The 22,042-nt window shown below is 29.6% G+C and carries 17 protein-coding genes, 1 tRNA gene and 1 riboswitch; of the genes, 8 read left to right on the forward strand and 10 right to left on the reverse strand.

The features are described 5' to 3' along the window. Positions 1 to 501: 501 nt before the first annotated feature. The 8 genes from Q0662_RS03320 to Q0662_RS03355 all read left to right on the forward strand — a co-directional run bounded on the left by Q0662_RS03320 (position 502) and on the right by Q0662_RS03355 (position 12,866). Complete coding sequence (locus Q0662_RS03320) at positions 502 to 1,812, forward strand: anthranilate synthase component I family protein (protein WP_298947136.1); 1,311 nt, start codon at positions 502 to 504, stop codon at positions 1,810 to 1,812. Positions 1,813 to 1,817: 5 nt separating this feature from the next. Continuing rightward, positions 1,818 to 2,060 carry a hypothetical protein gene (locus Q0662_RS03325; RefSeq protein WP_298947137.1) on the forward strand — a complete coding sequence of 81 codons (243 nt, stop codon included), beginning with the start codon at positions 1,818 to 1,820 and terminating at the stop codon, positions 2,058 to 2,060. An 85-nt stretch (positions 2,061 to 2,145) separates the two neighbouring features. Beyond that, positions 2,146 to 3,444 carry a tRNA lysidine(34) synthetase TilS gene (gene tilS / locus Q0662_RS03330; RefSeq protein WP_298947138.1) on the forward strand — a complete coding sequence of 433 codons (1,299 nt, stop codon included), beginning with the start codon at positions 2,146 to 2,148 and terminating at the stop codon, positions 3,442 to 3,444. A gap of 40 nt (positions 3,445 to 3,484) precedes the next feature. After that, positions 3,485 to 4,864, forward strand: a complete 1,380-nt coding sequence (locus tag Q0662_RS03335) for a TlpA disulfide reductase family protein (protein ID WP_298947139.1) — start codon at positions 3,485 to 3,487, stop codon at positions 4,862 to 4,864. A 13-nt stretch (positions 4,865 to 4,877) separates the two neighbouring features. Continuing rightward, entirely contained in the window at positions 4,878 to 6,845 is a 1,968-nt protein-coding gene (locus Q0662_RS03340) for a cytochrome c biogenesis protein CcdA (RefSeq protein WP_298947140.1), read from the forward strand. Positions 6,846 to 7,073: 228 nt separating this feature from the next. Continuing rightward, on the forward strand, positions 7,074 to 9,653 hold the full coding sequence (locus tag Q0662_RS03345; protein WP_298947141.1) for a phosphoenolpyruvate carboxylase: 2,580 nt from the start codon (positions 7,074 to 7,076) through the stop codon (positions 9,651 to 9,653). Between the two features lie 144 nt (positions 9,654 to 9,797). Continuing rightward, complete coding sequence (locus Q0662_RS03350) at positions 9,798 to 11,333, forward strand: YifB family Mg chelatase-like AAA ATPase (protein WP_298947143.1); 1,536 nt, start codon at positions 9,798 to 9,800, stop codon at positions 11,331 to 11,333. A gap of 369 nt (positions 11,334 to 11,702) precedes the next feature. After that, positions 11,703 to 12,866 (forward strand): tyrosine-type recombinase/integrase, encoded by a 1,164-nt coding sequence (locus Q0662_RS03355; RefSeq protein ID WP_298947144.1) that lies wholly within the window; start codon positions 11,703 to 11,705, stop codon positions 12,864 to 12,866. A gap of 347 nt (positions 12,867 to 13,213) precedes the next feature. Here the strand turns inward: Q0662_RS03355 and Q0662_RS03360 are convergent, their stop codons facing one another. The 10 genes from Q0662_RS03360 to metF form a co-directional block, all read right to left on the reverse strand. Beyond that, positions 13,214 to 13,735 carry a hypothetical protein gene (locus Q0662_RS03360; RefSeq protein WP_298947145.1) on the reverse strand — a complete coding sequence of 174 codons (522 nt, stop codon included), beginning with the start codon at positions 13,733 to 13,735 and terminating at the stop codon, positions 13,214 to 13,216. A gap of 535 nt (positions 13,736 to 14,270) precedes the next feature. Next, positions 14,271 to 14,948, reverse strand: a complete 678-nt coding sequence (locus tag Q0662_RS03365; protein WP_298947146.1) for a GNA1162 family protein — start codon at positions 14,946 to 14,948, stop codon at positions 14,271 to 14,273. Then, positions 14,945 to 15,289, reverse strand: coding sequence for a DUF4810 domain-containing protein (locus Q0662_RS03370; protein WP_298947148.1), 345 nt, complete (start codon positions 15,287 to 15,289; stop codon positions 14,945 to 14,947). Before Q0662_RS03370 ends, Q0662_RS03365 begins: the two co-directional genes overlap by 4 nt. Further along, entirely contained in the window at positions 15,286 to 15,615 is a 330-nt protein-coding gene (locus Q0662_RS03375; RefSeq protein ID WP_298947150.1) for a hypothetical protein, read from the reverse strand. Before Q0662_RS03375 ends, Q0662_RS03370 begins: the two co-directional genes overlap by 4 nt. Continuing rightward, entirely contained in the window at positions 15,615 to 16,574 is a 960-nt protein-coding gene (locus Q0662_RS03380; RefSeq protein WP_298947152.1) for a CsgG/HfaB family protein, read from the reverse strand. Before Q0662_RS03380 ends, Q0662_RS03375 begins: the two co-directional genes overlap by 1 nt. An 87-nt stretch (positions 16,575 to 16,661) precedes the next feature. Next, positions 16,662 to 17,192: an outer membrane beta-barrel protein gene (locus tag Q0662_RS03385; protein WP_298947154.1), complete on the reverse strand. Its 531-nt coding sequence runs from the start codon at positions 17,190 to 17,192 to the stop codon at positions 16,662 to 16,664. A gap of 83 nt (positions 17,193 to 17,275) precedes the next feature. Then, positions 17,276 to 17,369, reverse strand: a riboswitch (SAM-I-IV-variant riboswitch). A 1,723-nt stretch (positions 17,370 to 19,092) separates the two neighbouring features. Next, positions 19,093 to 19,166 (reverse strand) — tRNA-Asp (locus Q0662_RS03390). 63 nt (positions 19,167 to 19,229) lie between these two features. Next, positions 19,230 to 20,150: a DUF58 domain-containing protein gene (locus Q0662_RS03395; RefSeq protein WP_298947156.1), complete on the reverse strand. Its 921-nt coding sequence runs from the start codon at positions 20,148 to 20,150 to the stop codon at positions 19,230 to 19,232. Between the two features lie 205 nt (positions 20,151 to 20,355). Next, the gene (gene trxA, locus Q0662_RS03400) at positions 20,356 to 20,673 is read right to left on the reverse strand and encodes a thioredoxin (protein ID WP_298947157.1); all 318 of its coding nucleotides are present in this window, start codon (positions 20,671 to 20,673) and stop codon (positions 20,356 to 20,358) included. Between the two features lie 261 nt (positions 20,674 to 20,934). Then, on the reverse strand, positions 20,935 to 21,888 hold the full coding sequence (gene metF / locus Q0662_RS03405) for a methylenetetrahydrofolate reductase [NAD(P)H] (protein ID WP_298947158.1): 954 nt from the start codon (positions 21,886 to 21,888) through the stop codon (positions 20,935 to 20,937). Positions 21,889 to 22,042: the final 154 nt, after the last annotated feature.

Raw genomic sequence — 22,042 nt, forward strand, 5'->3', positions numbered from 1 at the left:
TCTATTTTTTTTCTTTTATTCTTTTATACTTTACTTCAATGTCAAGAACATAAAAGCCCTAAAACACAAGCCTCTAAATTTTTAGAAAATTTTTATTATACCGTAAACTTTGGGGGTATTTTTTAACCTTTTACAAATGATAATTTAATTGATGGCTACAAAACAGACACTTTTTCTAAAAATTATTTTTCTAGAAAAATTGGTTTTAATATTTACGCAAATTACGCTATAATTGGGCCTACATTACTTACTAAAAAAATCTAGATAATTTAAATACTGGGCCAAAAACAACGTTTCAAGACACCATAGGATTAGATATTTTCTTTGAAAAAAAAGAAGTTACAATGCAGAACTTAGAATTATGCATTATTTTAATGGAAATATTTTTCCGCAAAATTCTGGAGTTGCAGTTCCTATTCAATTCACACTCGGAAAAACATTTTAATCTACTTTAAAAATATTGTTTTGTAACCAATAAGATTTGTATTTTTACCCATTACTATGCAAAGAACTAACCGTACTTTTTCTGTTGATAATATTGCTGATTTTAAAGAACATTTATTAATTTGGTCTCAACAATTTGATACTGCTCTTTGGCTAGATGCTAATAATTATCACCAACAATACAGCAACTTTGATGCTGCTTTAGCAGTAGAAGAATTTACCGCAATAAAAACCGACTATGACAATGCTTTTGATAAATTAAAGGAATACCAAAGCATGACCAATGACTATATTTTTGGCTATATTTCTTATGATGTAAAAAATGATATAGAACAAATTTCATCTAAAAATTTTGACGGTTTAGACTTTTCAGACTTGTATTTTTTTCAACCTCAAAAACTAATTTTTATTCGTGGTAATAACATAGAATTTAAGTATTTGAATATGGTTGATAATGAGATTGAAACTGATTTTGAAGAAATTAAAAATCTTGGTTTCAACTGTGTTCAACAAGATAATATCGTAAACTCAGATATCAAAATAAAACTTAGAATTCATAAAGATCAATACCATAAAAAGATACATAAAATATTAGACCACATACAAAAAGGAGATATTTATGAAGCTAATTTTTGTCAGGAGTTTTATGCTGAAAACGCCACTATAAATCCTGTAGAAACTTATCAACAACTTAATAATATTGCGGCACCTCCATTTGCTTGTTTTCTAAAATTGGAGCATCAATACGCATTGTGCTCATCACCTGAAAGATATATTAAAAAAGAAGGAACCAAAGTAATTTCTCAACCTATAAAAGGCACTGCAAAAAGGTTAATTAGTAAAGTTGATGATGAGAAAATTGCATCAGATTTACAAAAAGACGAAAAAGAGCGTGCAGAAAATGTAATGATTGTAGATTTGGTAAGAAATGATTTGTCTAAAACTGCAAAAATGGGAACTGTAAAAGTAGAAGAATTGTGCAAAGTGTATCCTTTTAAACAAGTGCATCAAATGATATCTACAGTAGTTTCTCAAGTGGAAGGAAACATACATCCTGTAGAAATTATTAGAAGTACGTTTCCAATGGGAAGTATGACAGGTGCACCCAAAGTTTCTGCCATGAATATTATAGAAAACCTAGAAGAAACCAAACGTGGCTTGTATTCTGGTACAATTGGTTATTTTACTCCAAAGGGAGATTTCGATTTTAATGTTGTGATAAGAAGCATTTTATATAACGAAGAAGAAAAGTATATTTCTTATTCTGTGGGAAGTGCTATTACCATAAAATCATCAGCAGAAAAAGAATATGAAGAGTGTTTGTTAAAAGCAAAAGCTATGAAACATGTGTTGTCAAATTCTAAATAAATTCTATGATACCCAAGAAAGAAGAGCTATTCCAAAAAACTTTAGAAAGTTTAGAAGAAAAACCCAATGAGCAAAATATGTTTAATGCTTTTTTAAAAATATATCCAACTGAATGGAAACAACTAAAAATTGCGTTTTCTAAATTTAACAGAAGTAAACAATTTGGTAAAACAATTCCTTTACCAAAACCAGAAATGTCTTTAAGAAAAGAAATAAGAATTTGGTTAAATAAGAAAAGTCAAAAATAGACCTCACAGGTTTTAAAAACCTATGAAATCCTGCTAAATACAAACTATAATAATTTCTAAATTATTCAGTACTTTTGAGCAACAGATGCAAGAAAAACTTAAAAATCATATTGCTAAAAATCTTCCTTTTTTAAAGGATAAAAAACTATTAATTGCTATTTCTGGCGGCGTAGATTCTGTAGTATTAACACACCTTTTAACTCGTTTAAATTTCAATATTTCTTTAGCACATTGTAACTTTCACTTACGTGAAGAAGAAAGCGATTTAGACGAAAAATTTGTAATTGATTTAGGTGAAAAACTAAAACTAAAAACACGAACCATTCATTTTACTATAGAACCCATTGGCTCTATACAATTAGCAGCAAGAGAGTTGCGTTATCAATGGTTTCAAGAATTAATTGATAAAGACCAGTTTGATTTTGTATTAACAGCACATCATGCAGATGATAATTTAGAAACCTTTTTAATTAACTTAACAAGAGGCTCTGGTTTAGAGGGTTTTACAGGAATACCTGTAGTGAACGGTAATTTTGTACGCCCGTTATTACCTTTTTCTAGAGAAGAAATCATCGCATTTGCGAAAGAAAATAAAATTTCTTGGAGAGAAGACAAAAGCAATGCTGCTACCAAATATGTTCGTAATAAAATTAGACATAAAATTGCGCCAGTTTTAAAGGAAATAAACCCTTATTTATTAGACAGTTTTTCTAAAACATTAGAAAACCTAAAAGAAAGTCAACAAATTATTGAAGATAAAATTACTGAGGTTTCTAAAGAAATCATTAGCAAAAAAAATGGGCTTTTACATATAAATGTTTCAAAAATCCAAAAGTTATCTAACCCAAAAGCTTATTTGTATCAACTTTTAAAACACTACAATTTTACAGAGTGGAATGATGTGTACCATTTACTTGCTGCACAATCTGGTAAACAAATTTTTTCTAAAACTCATGTTTTATTAAAAGACAGAAGTCAATTGATTTTATCTGAAAGAGATTTTTCGTTTATATCAAAATCAATATTTAAAATTGAAGAAAATCAATCTGAAATTTCAAAACCCATTCACATGATTTTTGAGGAAAATATTGAAAAATTAACAGATACTAAAAACAGCATTTTTGTTGATAAAACAAAACTAAAATTCCCTTTAATTGTAAGAAAGTGGCAAAATGGCGACTATTTTTACCCATCTGGAATGGAAGGAAAAAAGAAATTAAGTAAATATTTTAAGGACGAAAAATTATCACTCATAGAAAAACAACAAATTTGGTTGCTCTGCAACAATAATAACGACATTATTTGGGTTATCAGTAAAAGACAAGACAATCGTTTTTTAAGCAAAAGCCAGGAGACTAGTTTAAAAATTATGCTAAACAAGTAAGATTTTGTACCTTCCAAAAATGAATCAACATTACTAATTTATGAAAAAAATATGCCTTTTGGTAGCAATCGTAGCAATGATTTCTTGCCAACAAGAAAAACCGATAAACTATGCAATTATTTCTGGTAAAATAGAAAATGTAAAAACAAAAAAACTAACCCTATTTAGCCAATATGATACAAGTAAAAAAGTTGATATTTCTTTAGCTGAAGATGGTACTTTTGTAGATACTTTAAAAATGGATAGCAATTTTTTTGTTTTAAGGCAAGACAATAATTTAATTGAACTTTATGCGCCAAATGGCAGTAAATCAAATATTAGCTATAATGCCACTAAAAAAGATTCTACTTTACAAATTACAGGAAGCCTAAGTGCTATTAACAACTATTTACTTGCAAAAGGAAAACTTTCTAAAGAGTTAATAGGAGATCAAAAAGAAATGTTTTTAAAAGATGAAGCTGCGTTTAAAGAACATATTTTAAAAATAAAAACGGCAGAAGAAGATTTACTTTTTAAAACAGATGGCATTTCAGAAGATTTTTCTAATATGGAGAAAAACAGTATAAATTATGAATATTTAGCTACGCTGAACAATTATAAAACTTACCATGGTTACTATTCAAAAAATAGAGCTTTTGAACCATCAGAAAATTTTCTTGATGATTTAAAAGGTTTGGTCTTAGAAAATGAAAAAGATTTTTTAAACTCTAAATTTTATAGAGATATTGTAAGTTCTAAATTAAGAGATAAAACAAGTGATTTGGTTAAACAAGACTCAACAATTTCTAGAGATATTACCTATTTAAAAGTGGTATCAGAATTAAATAATCAAAAAATAAAAAACAAATTATTGTATGATGATGCTAGATATGGCATTACCTACACAGATAATTTAGAAGAATATTACAAATTATTTTCTAAAAACTCTACAGATGAAGAAAATAACACAAAAATTGCTGCAGATTATAAGAAACTAAAATCTTTGGCAAAGGGAAGTCCTTCTCCAAAATTTACAGACTACGAAAACAATGCAGGTGGTAAAATGTCTTTAGAAGATTTAAAAGGAAGCTATGTTTATATAGATGTTTGGGCAACTTGGTGTGGTCCTTGTATTGCAGAAATACCATCTTTAAAGAAAGTAGAAAAAGAATTCCATAATAAAAACATAAAATTTGTAAGTGTTTCTATTGACACAAAAGATGCTTATAATAAGTGGAAAAAAATGATTGTAGATAGAGAGTTGGGTGGAATCCAATTATTAGCAGAAAATGCTTGGAAATCTCAATTTGTACAAGATTATATGATTAAGGGAATTCCGCGCTTTATTTTGTTAGATGCAGAAGGTAAAATTATTAGCGCCAATGCACCAAGACCATCAAACAAAAAATTAGTAGAAACTTTAAATAGTTTAAACCTTTAATGCATAGCAAATTATGAAGAAAATTTTTTCTCTTTTTATTTTACTTTTTACACTTATAAGTTTTTCGCAAACCGAAGAAAGTCCTGCTGTTTGGCAAAGTACTATCAATAAAATTTCTAATACTGAATACAATATTGTTTTCACAGCAAACCTTTTACAAGATTGGCATTTGTATTCTCAATACAATCCAGATGGAGCCTCTCAACCTTTAGAAATTTTAATTCCAGAAGGTAAAACTGGTTACGAATTGGTTGGTAAAGCTATAGAAAGTAAAACCAATAAAGAATATTCTGAGGTATGGGAAAAAGAAGAAATTTTCTTTAGTGATGTTGCTATCTTAACTCAAAAAATAAAAATTACAGATACAAGTCTATCCACTATTTCATTAGAAGTTTATGGGCAAGTTTGTAAAGAAGCTTGTATACAAATAGAAGAATTATTTACATTTTCTTTATCAGGAAAAAAACTTGAAAAAGAAATTGTTGTTTTAGATGATAAGAGTAAACAATTAACTAAAAATTTAAAATTAGATTTAAAAAACACATCCTTATTAAAGCAGAATACAAATAATTCAGAAACGGATAGCTCTTTAATTAGTATCTTTTTATTAGGTTTTGTGGGTGGGTTGTTAGCTTTATTAACACCATGTGTATTTCCTATGATTCCTTTAACGGTTTCTTTTTTTACAAAACAAAGTAAAAACAAAAGAAAAGGTATTTTTAACGCTATTTTGTATGGGGTATTTATTGTAGTAATTTATATTTTATTAAGCGTGCCTTTTCATTTAATTGATGGCTTAGATCCTAATATTTTAAATACCATTTCTACCAATATTTGGTTAAATATTTTCTTTTTTGCCATTCTAGTATTTTTTGCTTTTTCATTTTTTGGCTACTACGAAATTACATTACCAAGTTCTTGGGGCAATAAAATGGATTCTGCCTCTAGTGTTGGCGGAATTGTAGGAACCTTTTTTATGGCATTAACTTTAGCCATCATTTCTTTTTCTTGTACAGGACCAATTTTAGGATCTCTTTTAGCAGGTTCTTTAAGTACTGTTGGCAATCCTGCAAGCCAGCTTTCTGCGGGTATGACCGGTTTTGGTGTAGCACTCGCTTTACCTTTTGCTTTATTTGCCTTGTTTCCTAACCTGTTAAAATCGTTACCAAAATCTGGTGGCTGGCTTAACACCACCAAAGTAGTTTTAGGCTTTTTAGAATTGGCTTTTGCTTTTAAGTTTTTATCAAACTCAGATTTAGTTGGGCATTGGGAAATCTTAAAAAGAGAAATTTTTATTGGTATTTGGATTGTTATTTTCTTAGGATTGGCTTTATATATTTTAGGCAAAATAAAATTTCCACACGATTCACCAATAAAAAAATTATCGTTTTCTAGAGTTTCTTTTGGTGTTTTAGTAATTGCTTTTGTCATTTATTTAGTTCCTGGTACGTTTAAAACACCTACTTGGAATTTAAATGCATTAAGTGGCTTTCCTCCACCTCAATTTTACAGTATTTATCAACAAGAATCAGAGTGTCCTTTAGGCTTAAATTGTTATAAAGATTTTGATAAAGGTTTACAAGCCGCCAAATTAAGCAACAAACCTATTTTATTAGATTTTACAGGTTGGGCTTGCGTAAATTGCAGAAAAATGGAAGAAAATGTTTGGAGCAACCCAACAGTATATAATATTTTGCAAAACGATTATATTCTTATTTCTTTATACGTAGATGATAATGAAAAAGAATTACCAAAGGCTGCGCAATTCGATTTTAAGAGAGCAAATGGACAAATAAAAAAAATAAAAACCTTTGGTGATAAGTGGGCTACATTTCAAATTGTAAACTTTAAAAACGCCTCACAACCTTATTATGTTTTAATGAATTCAGAGTTAGAAATTTTAAACACACCACAACAATACACAGATACAGAAACGTATAAAAATTGGTTACAAAAAGGCTTAGAAAATTTTAAAAAATAAAGGAACTTATTAAAAAATTTCTCACAGTAATTTTTTCTATCGGATGATTTTGTGTTATTTTTAATCAATAAAAGTTTCTAATAAAAGAAACACAGACACTTTTTTAGATTTTTATAAAAATCACTCAACATTTATATCGTTTTCGTAAATAATAGGTTAATTATTAGCAAAAAACTAAGTTCTGTAACAAGGCTTTTTTGTAGCTTTACTACATAAAATTTTATATGTATGTCTGGACTACCAAAATTATCTCGTTTTAACGAAAACGTATTGTCTAAATACCAAATTTACAACAGTGTATTTACAACGCTACCTTTCGATTCTATAAGCAATACAGGTGTATTGTTACCGTTGTTTCATGAATTATGTAAAAAAGGTTTCGAAGAAGGAAAAAATCCAACAGAAATTATAAATTCTTTCTTCACAAAATACTTAGAAAACCCTACAGAGAAAGAGAAAACAGACATGCTTTTCCATTTTATACAGTATATAGAACGTCAAGTAGTTCTTTTTGATGCTATAGAAGATGCTGCTTTTTCTGAAGTAAATAATATGGATGGTATTGGTACCCTTAGGAACTCTAAAGAAATTTCTATTATTAGAAATAAAAAAGAAGAATTAAAAGCTTATTTAGAAGAGTTTAAGGTGCGTATTGTATTAACTGCACACCCAACACAATTTTATCCAGGTTCCGTTTTAGGTATTATTACAGATTTAGATAAAGCGATACAAAATGATGATTTAATTCTTATAAAAAGATTACTAGCACAATTAGGTAAAACACCATTTTATAAAAAAGAAAAACCATCTCCTTTTGATGAAGCTGTAAGTTTAATTTGGTATTTAGAGCACGTATTTTACCACTCAGTACCAAAAATTTACAACTACATTCAAAATAATGTATATGATGGAAACCCTATTGATAACGAAATTATAGATCTTGGTTTTTGGCCAGGTGGAGATAGAGATGGAAACCCATTTGTAACTACAGAAATTACCTTAAATGTTGCAGAAAGATTAAGGCAAACTATCCTAAGGAATTACTACAGAGATGTTAGAAAACTAAAAAGACGTTTTACGTTTGATGGTGTTCAAGAAATTTTTGGTAGAATAGAAAAGCGCCTTTACAAACACGTTGTAAGAAGCTATACGAAAGTCAACTTTTCTCAAAAAATATTATTAGAAGAACTAGCAACTGCTAGAAAAATTATAGAAACTAAACATCAATCTTTATTTTTAGAAGAATTAGATGATTTTATAAATAAAGTTAGAATATTTGGTTTCCATTTTGCTACATTAGATATCAGACAAGATAGTAGAGTGCATCATAAAGCCTTTACCCAAATTGTAAAAGATTTACAAGCCATTGGCGATACTACTTTTCCTGAAAATTTTGAACATTTATCTGAAGCTGAACAAATTAAAATTTTGGCAGTTGTAAAAGGAAACATAGACCCAAAAATACTTACAGACGATATTTCTGTAAAAACGATTGAATCTATGTATGCCCTTAAAGAAATTCAGAAAAGAAATGGAGAACGTGGTGCAAATCGTTATATTATTAGTAATAACCAAACTGCATTAAACGTAATGCAAACTTTTGCCATGTTAAATTTATGTGGTTTCGAAAACGAATTGCCTGTAGATGTAATTCCTCTTTTTGAGACTGTAGAAGATTTAAGAAATGCAGAAGATGTAATGAGAACGCTGTATTCTAATAGAAGTTACAGGTATCACCTAGAAAAAAGAAAAAATAAACAAACCATAATGCTTGGTTTTTCTGATGGAACCAAAGATGGTGGTTATCTAATGGCAAACTGGGGAATTTTTAAAGCCAAAGAAGCTTTAACAAAGGTTTCAAGAGAATTTGATATTGAGGTAATTTTCTTTGACGGACGTGGAGGACCACCAGCAAGAGGTGGTGGTAAAACGCATCAGTTTTATGCTTCTTTAGGACCAACTATTGAGGATAAAGAAATACAATTAACCATACAAGGACAAACCATAAGTTCTAATTTTGGTACGCAAACCTCATCTCAATACAATTTAGAACAACTAGTTAGTTCTGGTATAAAAAATGAAGTTTTTACCAAAGACCAACTTAATGATAAACATAGAGAGTTGATAGAAGATATGGCCTCTACCAGTTACCAAACCTATGTAGATTTTAAAAATCATCCACAATTTTTACCGTATTTAGAACAAATGAGTACGTTAAAATATTACGCAAAAACAAATATTGGAAGTAGACCAAGCAAACGTGCTTCTTCTGATACACTAGATTTTTCTGCATTAAGAGCCATCCCATTTGTGGGTAGTTGGAGTCAATTAAAACAAAATGTACCCGGTTTTTTTGGAGTAGGAACAGCATTAAAAAAGTACGAAGATGCAGGGCGTTTTGATGAAATTGTAGACTTTTACAATGCTTCAGATTTCTTTAAAACATTGTTAGAAAACAGTATGATGAGTTTAACAAAATCTTTCTTTGGTTTAACAGCATATATGGCAGAAGACCCTGTTTTTGGAGATTTCTGGAAATTAATTTATAAAGAATATAAAACTACAAAGAGATTACTTTTAAAGCTTACTGGTCATAAAGAATTGATGGAAAACTTCCCTATTGGAAAAGCATCTATAGAAATTAGAGAACAAATTGTATTGCCTTTATTAACAATACAACAGTTTGCTTTAAAACAAATTCAAGATTTGCAAAAGATAGATGGAAATCAAGAAAAAATAGAAACCTACGAAAAAATGGTAATGCGTTCTTTATTTGGTAATATTAACGCGAGTAGAAATTCTGCTTAAAAGTTAGTTTTACTTTAATAATCTAAATAATTTCAAAGACAGATGATCTCTAAACTTAGAGGTAATCTGTCTTTTTTTGTTTTTTTAGTGATTTACGGAGAAATTTAGATTCCCAATTATTTTTTTATCTTTAGAAAAAAAAATATGCTTGTTAAAGTCTATGGTTCTGCCGTTTTTGGTATAGAAGCTACTACAATTACTGTTGAAGTAAATATTGACAAAGGAATTGGTTACCACTTAGTCGGTTTACCAGACAAAGCGGTTAGTGAAAGTTCGTACCGTATTTCTGCAGCGCTCAATAACAACAACTATAAACTTCCGGGTAAAAAAATTATTATTAATATGGCTCCTGCAGATATCAGAAAAGAAGGTGCTTCTTACGATTTAACCTTAGCTGTCGGAATTCTTTCGGCCTCCAACCAAATAAAATCTACCCATATTGATGATTATGTAATTATGGGAGAACTTTCTTTAGACGGAAGTTTACAACCTATAAGAGGCGCTTTGCCTATTGCCATAAAGGCGAGAGAAGAAGGATTTAAGCATTTAATTTTACCTAAAGAAAATGCCAAAGAAGCTGCTATTGTAGACAATTTAGAAGTTTTAGGAGTAGATAACATTATGGAAGTCATCAATCATTTTAATGGTGATAAAAAGATTGCGCCTACCATTGTTGATACAAGAGCAGAGTTTTACAAAAATATCGATTTCCCAGAATTCGATTTTTCTGATGTAAAAGGCCAAGAATCTATAAAACGATGTATGGAAATTGCAGCAGCTGGTGGTCATAATATTATTTTAATTGGACCTCCAGGATCTGGAAAAACAATGCTGGCAAAACGATTGCCTTCTATATTACCACCAATGACTTTGCATGAAGCTTTAGAAACTACAAAAATACATTCTGTGGTTGGTAAAACTAAAAACGAAGGTTTACTATACCAAAGACCTTTTAGAAGCCCACATCACACAATTTCAAATGTTGCGCTTGTAGGTGGAGGCCAATATCCAAAACCAGGAGAAATATCACTTTCTCACAATGGTGTTTTGTTTTTAGATGAATTACCAGAATTTAAAAGAGATGTTTTAGAAGTAATGCGTCAACCATTAGAAGATAGAGATGTTACCATTTCTAGAGCAAAATTTACAGTAACTTATCCATGTAGTTTTATGTTGGTAGCTAGTATGAATCCAAGTCCTTCTGGATTTTTTAATGACCCAAATAGCCCAATGACTTCTACTCCACAAGAAATGCTGCGTTATTTAAGTAAAATATCTGGCCCGTTGTTAGATAGAATTGATATTCACATAGAAGTTACACCAGTACCATTTGATAAACTTTCTGAAGAAAGAAGAGGAGAATCTTCTGTAGAAATTAGAAAAAGAGTTACAGCTGCAAGAGAAATACAATCAGAACGATTTAAAACATTAGAAAACATGCATTATAACGCACAAATGAGCGTAAAACAAATTAGAGGATTTTGTAAATTATCTAAAGAAAGTAAAACGCTTTTAAAAACAGCCATGGAAAAATTAAATCTTTCTGCAAGAGCTTATGACAGAATTTTAAAAGTAGCAAGAACTATAGCAGATTTAGCTAATGAAAACGATATTTCTCCAGACCATATTGCAGAAGCCATACAATATAGAAGTTTAGACAGAGAAGGTTGGTTGGGGTAACATACTAAAACAAAAAAAGCATCTCGTAAATGAGATGCTTTTTGCGGTCTGTACGGGACTTATAAATTGTCTTAAAATATTGATTATAAGTTAAATATGTTTTTAAAATATTATTTTTAAAAATAAAATATTATCTCCAAAAATACGACTTAAATACTTGAAATATAATTATTTGTTTTTATAAATAATATTTTTTAAAAAGTTGATAAGTAAAAAAAAGTCCCCGGTTTAGTCCCCAATTTTTTTTGTACATTTGCCCCTATAAAACCCTATGATATGCGGAAAACGAGCTTCTATCTTAGAGACCCACATGCTAATTATGCTACGAGCATACAATTAGTTTGTCGATTTAACAACCTGCGTATTAAGATGTCAACTGGTCTTTCAGTTAAACCTAGTATGTGGATTCAAAAGCAAATGAGAGCTCGAGTCCATAGCTCATTTCCCGAAGCAAAAAAAATAAATGAGCGACTCCAGAACTTTGAAACTTCCTTTCAGAAAATCACTTATGAGCTAATTGATAAAAAGGCAACAATTAGTGCAAAAGAATTTAAAGAACGTATTAAAAAAGAAGCACAACTTCCCTCTTACGTGAAAGACGGAAAATCTTTTTGGTATTATTTTGATGAATTTGTAGCCTTTAAAAAAAAGACTCAATCTAGTTATGTGTATAGAGATTATCATTATTCACTCCGTAAGCATTTAAAAGCAACAGAGTCAATGCATGGACGTATAACGGGGTTTTCTAGCTTAAAACAAGAAAGTGATAGTTTTTATGACCTGTTTTATGAATACCTAAGTTACGAAGCCATTAACCAAGAAGGCAATAAAGGACTTTCTGTAAATACCGTAGGGAAAAATGTAAAAAACTTAAAAGCATTTTTACATTGGTGTTTTGACAAAGAGATATGTACGCGATTTCCTTTAAAACATATGGTTGTAGAACAAGTAGAGTCTGATAAAGTTTATTTAACCCAAGATGAAATACAGAAACTATATGAACTTAAAGATTTATCAACTAAAGAAAAGGAAACGCGTGATTTGTTTTTAATTGCTTGTGAAACCGGAATGCGTTTTAAAAATTTAACTCAGATTAAAAAAATAAACTACCAAGACGACCAATTAATTTTCTTTCAAGTAAAATCTTCGGGAATCAAAGCAAAACTAATCATTCCTTTAAGCGATTTACATCGAGAAATTGCCAGCTCTTACAATTACGAACTCCCTAAACTGACTTATAATACGTTTGTTTTCAATAAAACCCTGCGTTCGTTATGCGAAGAAGCGGGCATAGACCAAGAGGTCTTAGTACAGAAAGTAAGTAAATACGGAACTCATGAGCTGGTTTCTAAAAAATATGAGTTGGTAAGTTCACATACGGCCCGTCGTTCTTTTTGTACTAATAAATTTCTAAAGGGACTCCCCGCTTCTGTAATTATGAAATTCTCTGGTCATAGCAGTGAACGCTCGTTTCTTAAATATCTAAAATTAGATGCTGAAGTAGTCGCCAAAAAATATAAAGCATTTTTTTAATTGATTAAATATGGACCTCCACTGTTGACTCTTCTAACTTTATTGAAGATTTAAATTATATTCTATCCTTAGATTTTTGACTATCTAAAATATAGTACAAAAAAATATTCCCAAGAATAAAAAATTATTCTTGGGAATAAAAAGTGACCTCCACTGTTGACTCTTCTAACTTTATTGAAGATTTAAATTATATTCTATCCTTAGATTTTTGAATTTTTAAAATCAAGTTAAAAACAGAACAAAACTAATAACATTTTTTAGGCCTTTTAGTGATTTACCTGAATTTAATAATTCTACTAAGACCTTTTTTATATAGTTAAGATTAAAAGGATGTAAGCAATGTGATTTTACCAAGTATATACAGTTGAAGGGGTAGTGAGATGATTTGTCCATAGACCAGAACCGTTTGCATACCATAAAGCAGAATAAGTTAAATCGCCATTTAATGTGTAAGCAAAATATCCAGAGTCATCATTATTAATAGTCATCTCATAAAATATTTGCATAGTATCACCAAAATCAAATGATATTTCCATATCCAGACCATCGGCATCGGAAGTCCAAGAGAGTTCTGTTGTGTAGTCTGGTATATTTTTCATGCCTTGACCTAAAGCCTCGAAATCGACTTTTGAATCCCAATATCCTGAAGACCCATCAACCATTTGCCAACCTTCAATAAGATAATAAACTGTACCTTGGTAAGAAATTGTATAATAAAATTGATACTGATTACCTACTAAATCATAGCTATGATCTACATTGAAATCTCCATACGACCAGTCGCTGTTGGTTTTAGCTTTGTTTGTAGTTTTATTCATATAGCCATTATTACTCATAAATAAACCCATGGCATTTATTTGCCCTTGCATACTCATCACTTGAGAATAGATCAAAGGTGCACCATTTTGAATATTTTTAGGTAATCGTTCCTCAAAATTAAAAGCAGTTATCTCAGGTTCAAATTGTATATCACTAGACGATTCCCCACTACAAGACCATATTAAAATCCCAATAAAAATAATTATTATTTTTTTCATTTTAAATTTATCTTTTGCACTTATTACTTGAACTTAGAAAATATTTATAGTTAACAATGTTATAAATTTAATCAATAACTTAAACCACTTTTAAAAAGAATTTAAAATTATATTTTATCTTTCTAATCAAACTCTCTGTAATAAATAACATTAATTAAAATACCTTTTATAGAGCATATCTATCTACTCTGTCAAACTAACTATAAATAAAAAAAAAACAATTGAACTTCTAAACATAGGTACCACTAACCTTAGAAAACTCCAGTATTATTTTATAGATGTTGTCATTAATATTTTTAGTAACCATAAAATTGTCATTAGTATATTTTTTAAAACCAGTACTGCTCTAAGTTAAGTACAGCTCTTGTTATTTGGGTAATCTAACTTTTATCACTTTTAGTCCAGCCATTTCTTCCTTATCTAATCCAAACATTGGACTATATTTGCCTTTTGGTAAATCAGTAAAAATAAAATTATTCGCTGCTTTAGCAACATCTACATACTTTGTAGCAGCAGTGTTTATAGCTGAAGCTGCCAAATTTAGTAAAAAACTACCGCCAGTTGAAATTGAAGTATTATAAGATATTGTTCCTTTTCTAGAATACAAGATTTCGCTTGTATGGGCAGATTTAAGTATATATTCAACTTCAACAGTTACTCGAGAAGCTAAACTAGATTTGTCCCATTTGTTAATTTTAGTAAATAGTATAATATCAGCACCAAATATTTTATTAAATATTTTTAGTGAAGGTTTTTCAATAAAAAGTTCAGAATCATAGGCACTTTCTCTCTTTAAAATTTCCATTGACAAAAATGGAGGAATAACGTAGTACCCTGCATTTAAAATTGGTACATTTAATGTAGTATGAAAATATTCTTTTGCATCTACGTTTGTACTTCTATTTATTGGAGGCATTATCAAAACAGACACAGGTTTTTCTTCATACATTCCTTTGTATGCCTGGGCCTTATTTAATTTTGAGGTTGTACCACAACCAACAATTAAAAGTGTTGCTGATAATAATAAGTATATGGAGTGCTTCATTTTTCAATTAATTTTAAAATTCGATCTATAAAAATTTTTGATTCCGGATAAAGTGAAATTTCTTTGTTTAGATTCTCTTTTCCTGCCTTTAAATCCCCTCTTTGAATTAAGAAAAAACCATAGTCAGCTAACATTCCTGGGGGAGTTACCTTTCTTGTGCCTTTTTGTTTTTTAATTATCTTTTGGTACTGCTCCATTATATTATTTATTGATTTTTCATCAGCTTTTTTTAAATAATTATAACTTGCCTCCTGGTATTTTTCAAATGAATACAATCCTTTAGGTGCGCTGCAAGAGTAAAAAGCAAAAACTACTATAAATATATAAATGTATTTTTTCATGGTAATATGATTTTTTTAGTTTGTTGTGATGAAACAAAAATTATTTTCTCATAAATACTTTTATTGTTTTTTGAGATAGAAACCTTATGCTTTCCTGTAGAAATTCCGTAAAGTCGAAGATGTTTAACTTTATCTCTGTTTTTTTGTACTTCAGCATTAAACTTCGTTTTATCGTCAATTACCACCTCAACACCGTTAGGGTAATTAGAAGGCGTTCCTACAATTAGTAGAAAAGCCTGATTCTCTATACCTTTACTGACGGTCTTTGTTATTCCACACCCTATTAGAAGTGTTGTCAAAATTGTAAAAAATAGTATTTTTTTCATTAGTCTATTTGTTTAATATAATATTTACCAAGGCTATTTTTATCAATATCTCCATCAACAAAAGAAACTATTGAAAATTCACTTTCAGGGGATTCACCACCTGAATAATCAATTGTAATTTGACCTACTCTTTTACCTGGTAATTCGATAAACATACCTGTTTGAGGGTTTTTTATTTTTCTTCCTTTACTAAAAACATCAAAGCGGTCTCCTAACCTTAAACCCTGACTTTCACCTCCTGAAATTATGATGCCATCTTGGTCATAAGATAAAAAATAGGACTTCCAAGGTCTGTTTAAACAATTATTTATAATATTCTCGACCAATTGAGAAATTGCTGCAGAAATTGCCTTATCTGAAAGAGATGAGTCGTAATCTGTCCTTTTTCCAAGACCAAGAGTGGTCTTGTTACTTGTCTTCGCTTGTCCTTTTGCTTCTTCAGAATAGATGATTTGTCCAGTAGAAACATCAATAAGTCTGATGCTAATACCAGCTTCAACAATCTGTGTTTTACTTCGAGAAAACACCTTTGATTCTCCAACGTTTTTTCTTCCGAATTCTGTAATGGAACCTATTATTAAATAATCTGCACCAATTTCTTGAAATCCTTCGTTATCAGCAATTTTTAATTCATCTTTAATCAACTGATAATCCTGCCTTTCTAGTAAGATAAATTTTCCTGAAGAGGCTAGTTTAGTTGAAAGAATATCAACTGCTTGCTTGCCCATTGGATCATTATTTTTGTCATAGAAAAGACCTTTCGCATAGCTTGTCTCATTAGAGAATCTGGCAATAGCTACCTTTCTTTTTAAAGTACGGGTATCTTCAGTTGCTGTAGCAACTTCATTTATAGTTTCAATAGTATTTTGTTTTCTATCTGAAACTCTTTTGTTTTTTTTCTGTGCAAAAAGACTAAAACTTAAGCAGAGTGTCAGAATAAATAATATCCTTTTTTTCATATATAAAAATTTTAAAAAAAAACACCTTAAAATAATTACTTGATTTAAGGTGTGAATTAAAAACATTTTAGAAATAACTGCTATTTTTTAGAAGTTATACCTTACACCAACAGATAATTTAAAGATACTATCAGAATCATCAAAACCCTCAGAAGTAAAGTTTAAATAATCGGCATTTGCAGCGATACCCCAATTTCCTCCTAGAGAAAAATTGTAAGTTGCGCCTAAAATAAATCCTGATTCACCATCATATGTAGTTTCGTTTCCGAGAGAATCATTAATTACTAATGCAGTAAATGCATATTGAGGTTTTATGTCAAGACCTCCAAATGATATCATAGGCCCAATTGCTAGGTATCCTACTCCTATAGTAAAATCTTCGAAATCTGGATGCTCGTGACTACTGGCACCCCAATTTAATGTTGCACCCCAAGTTTCATTAAAGCGATAACCTGCGTTAATTAAACCAAGCTCTAGCCCTGCATCAGCTCCATCAGCTGTATCACCCATTGGTGCTGCCAATCCAATCGAAACACCAATATACCCTTTAGATTCCTGTGCAAATGAATGCATTGCTGATAAAATAGCAATTGTAAATAATAATAATACTTTTTTCATTTTTAAAATTTTAAGTTAATTTGAATTACAATAATAGAGATATAATTTCTTGAGTTCAAGTTTGTACTTTATTTGTACTTTGATAAAGACGTTTATTGTGACGTAATGTCCGTATTGTCTTACCACCGTGGAGACTACTCTCGGTTGGTACCTATTTTTAGGTTCAAAATACAATACAAATGTATGGTTTAAAACTTAAAAAAATCAATATTTTAAAATAAAAAAAATGTATTATAAAGAAAATCATAGTGAAGCCTATACAGGTATGTTCACATTAAGAAAAAGAGCAAATAATTAAATAAAAACTGAAAAAGGAGAAATACTACTAGAAACAAGGTATAGAATTAATTGCTAATTTTTGGTATATACTTTCTTACACAAATAAGTTAATTAGATTTTTTTAATATTCTTAACACCAGAGGTGTATACTATAGTAAATAAATAGTTGTAACTTTTACTAAGTTTACGCTCATTATTTTCAGTAACAAATTTAAGCTCAAGATTATAAATAGCAGATTCAAAAGTTTCAAATTTTATATTATATGAAAATCTTAATTCTAAATCTGAGTTAAGTTTTTTAAAACTTGTGAATCCATCTAAAATAAGATGATAGAAAATTAAGATTTTTTCACTGACTTTGAATTATTGAATTCTTTTGAAAAATATTTTAATAGCAATAAATCATCACCTTGGATAATTTTAAAATACCCAATTCCTTTTTAATCATGATTTTCATTGTTTTCAATGGAACTTCTAATGGATTTAATACTTTAATTTTACTAAAAATCATCAAAAATAATAGGCACAAACTACCAAAGGAAAACTGCAATAAAATCAATAAGCCACTTGTCGATAAAATTTAAGGTTTTCAATGAAACCATTACTTAAAATTCATTAATCTTTAGCAATCTGAAATTCACAATGAAAAAAATAATTATTTTCATTGTAAGAAAGGAGTTAAAAAGGTATTAAAAAATTAAATATTATCTCTTAGAATAATTTCAGAATACTCAATTCCTTTTTAACGATTATTTTCATTATTTTACATGGAACTCTTAATGGGTTTGATACTTTAATTTTATTAAAAAATCGTCAAAAATAACAAGCACAAACTAACAAAGCAAAACCCCCATAAAATCAATAGTCCACTTGACAATAAAATATAAGGTTCTCAATGAAACCAATGCTTAAAATTAATTGATTTTAAAGATATTGAAATTCACAATGAAAAAAATATTATTTTCCTTGTAAAAAAGAAGTAAAAAAGGTAGTAAAAACTTAAATATTATCTCCTAGAATAATTTTAAAATATTCAACTCCTTTTTTGACCATGATTGTCATTGTTTTCAATGGAACTTTTAATGGATTTGAAACTTTAATTTTATTAAAAATCATCAAAATGATAAAGAAAAACAACCAAAGGAAAATCCCAGTAAAACCAATTGCGGAAGAGGTTTTGAAATAAAATAAAAAACAATGAAAATCAATATGTATTTACTTTATAATACATCCTTTACAATAAGTTATTTTTTAACTCTTTTAAAAATCGAGATATCTATTGGTTTTTTTAGAGCAAAAAATCAAAACGCAGACTAGATGCTGTCAACATCGCTTTATTTAAAAAAATAAAAATTGTTTTATAAAATAACAAACAGCACTATTTTTCGTATATTTAGAATCCTACTTATTGGTGCTAAAATTATTTTAAAAAAGCCAGTTGCTTTATTTTAAAAATAAAAATTATTTTAGGTTACAAGAAAAAAAGAGTCCCCGGTTTAGTCCCCGAGCGGTTTTTGAGATTGTGAAAAAATAGTGAAATTTTACCTCATAAATAACTGAAAAACAATAAGTTATATTGACATAAAACAAAAAAAGCATCTCGTAAATGAGATGCTTTTTGCGGTCTGGACGGGACTCGAACCCGCGACCCCCTGCGTGACAGGCAGGTATTCTAACCAGCTGAACTACCAAACCGTTGCTTATAGCGGATGCAAATATATAATAGATTTTAATATCTGCAAATAAAAAAATGAATTATTATCTAATTTTTTTTCTACTAATTAAATATTTTGTCAATACATCATTAAAACCTGCATTAATATCTAAAGGAACATAATCTATTTGATACTGTAAACATTTATTTTTCAAATCTTTAAAATAATTTTCTACAATTTCCCTGTATTTTTCTTTAACATTTTCTGCGTAAACATTTATTTCTTCTCCGGTTTCTAAATCAATAAATTTCTTGGGTGAATTATCAAAATTAAAGTTTAGTTCTGTTTTACCATCAAACGTATGAAATAAAACCACCTCGTGTTTGTTGTATTTTAAATGACGTAAAGCTTCAAAAAGCGCCTCGTTTTTTTTGGTTGTTTGAAACATATCAGTAAACAGAAAAATTAATGAACGCCTTTGAATTTTTTCTGCAATTTCATGCAAATATTTATACGTTTCTGTAGTCTTGGTAGATGTTGACACTAATAATTGTTCTAATTGATGAATTAACATCTTTCTATGACGTTCACTCCCTTTTTCGGGTGCGTAATATTCATATAAATCTGAATAAATGCTTAAACCGACAGCATCTCTTTGACGCTTTAAGATTTCCATTAAAGAGGCTGCCGCTACCGCAGAAAAACCCACCTTATTTAAAGAAGCTAATGTTTGCTTTTTTACAATGGGATAATGCATAGATGCAGAATTATCTATAATAATATGACAACGCAAATTAGTTTCTTCTTCGTATTTTTTAGTATATAATTTTTCTGTTTTCGCATACAATTTCCAATCTATATGACGTGTACTTTCGCCTTTATTATAAAGTTTGTGCTCAGAAAACTCTACAGAAAAACCATGAAATGGACTTTTATGCATACCTGTTATAAAACCTTCTACCACACTTTTTGCTAACATGTTTAGGTTTTTAATTTCAGAAGATTTTATTTTAGATAAATTCATACTTACTTTTTAATTTCTAATACTCTTTTTAAATGATCTGTAGTTTGCTATAGTTTCTTTAAAAATAGGGTTATAATCTGTACTATTGTCTAAATATTATTACAAAATAGCTTTTGTTACTTTTAAAAATTGAATTTTACTAAAATAAAAAAAGGTTTAGCGTTAGCCAAACCTTTTTAAGATCATAAAAAATATTGCTACTCTACTATAACGCAGCTTCTATTTTATCTGTATATGTTTTTTTAGGAGCAACACCTACTTGTTTGTCTACAACTTCTCCGTTTTTAAACACTAAAACTGTTGGTATGTTTCTAACTCCGTATTTTGCAGCAAATTCTTGGTTGGCATCTACATCTACTTTACCTACAACTGCTTTACCATCGTATTCTGCATGTATTTCGTCTACAATGGGTCCTACCATTCTGCATGGCCCACACCAAGCTGCCCAAAAATCTACTAATACTGGTTTGTCTGATTTTAATACTACTTCTTCAAAAGTTGCGTCTGTTATTTCTAATGCCATTTTATATGTTTTTAAAATTGATTGTTATTAATTTGATATACAAAAGTAATTAAATTATTTGCCTTTTTATTTTGCTTAAATTATTTCTATTGATAAAACTATCAATGGTTTCTATATGCAATAGCTTTTATAAGTATGTGCGTGAAGGATTGAGGCTTTGTTTGAGCTCTTGCACTTTTTTGTGCAAAGCGAGTACCGAAAGCCTGACGTTTTTTGTTTTCGTTTTGCCTTGCAAAATCTTAAAACAAAAAAGGGCACGCCCTAAAAAACTTGTTTCGCAATTTCTTTTATGTTAGACGATTTTCCCATAGAATAATAGTGCAATACTGGCACACCTGCTGCCAACAACTCTTTAGATTGAGCAATGGCAAACTCTACACCTACTTGGCGCACATCTTTATTAGTTTTGCATTTAGAAACTTCGTTTATTAAAGTTTCTGGCAAATCGATTCTAAATACTTGTGGTAAAATTTGTAAATGACGTTTTACAGCCAAGGGCTTAATTCCTGGTATAATAGGCACATTTATACCAATTTTTTTTGCGGCTTCTACAAACTCGAAATACTTTTTATTGTCGAAAAACATTTGTGTAACCACATAATCTGCACCTGCATCTACCTTTTCTTTTAGGCGTTTTAAATCGGTTTGTAAAGAGGGCGCTTCTAAGTGTTTTTCTGGATAACCAGCAACACCAATGCAAAAATCGGCAGCGTTTTCTGGTTCTACAACATCGTGCAAGTATTTACCACCATTTAAATCTTGTATTTGAGCTACTAATTGAGAGGCATATTCGTGCCCCCCTTTGGATGGCGAAAAATATTTTTGATGACTCATAGCATCTCCTCTTAATGCCATTACATTATTTATACCTAAAAATTGACAGTCTACTAACAAATATTCGGTTTCTTCTTTGGTAAATCCTCCACAAAGTACATGTGGTACTGTATCTACCTCGTACTTATGTTTTATGGCTGCACAGATACCTAAAGTTCCTGGGCGCATTCTAGTTAGTTTTCTGTCTAATAAACCCGATTTTTCTACATACACATACTCCTCTCTAGAAGTGGTTACATCTATAAATGGCGGATTAAACTCCATTAAAGGATCTATATTATTGTATAATTCTTGTATATTATTTCCTTTTTTAGGTGGAATAATCTCAAAGGAAAACAATGTTTTTCCGTTTGCATTTTTAATGTGGTCTGTAATTTTCATTTTAATTAGTTATTCGTTTTTGGTTATTCGTTTTTGGTTTAAACACCCTAAACTTTTAACGCTAAACTTATTTTTTGGGCGTTCCCTAAAGGTCGCGCTTTACATTATATCTTTTTTGCTTTGTTCTCGTTACAAATTTTTCGTTCCTCAAAAT

It is taken from the genome of uncultured Polaribacter sp., assembly GCF_947503855.1.
GTDB lineage: Bacteria > Bacteroidota > Bacteroidia > Flavobacteriales > Flavobacteriaceae > Polaribacter.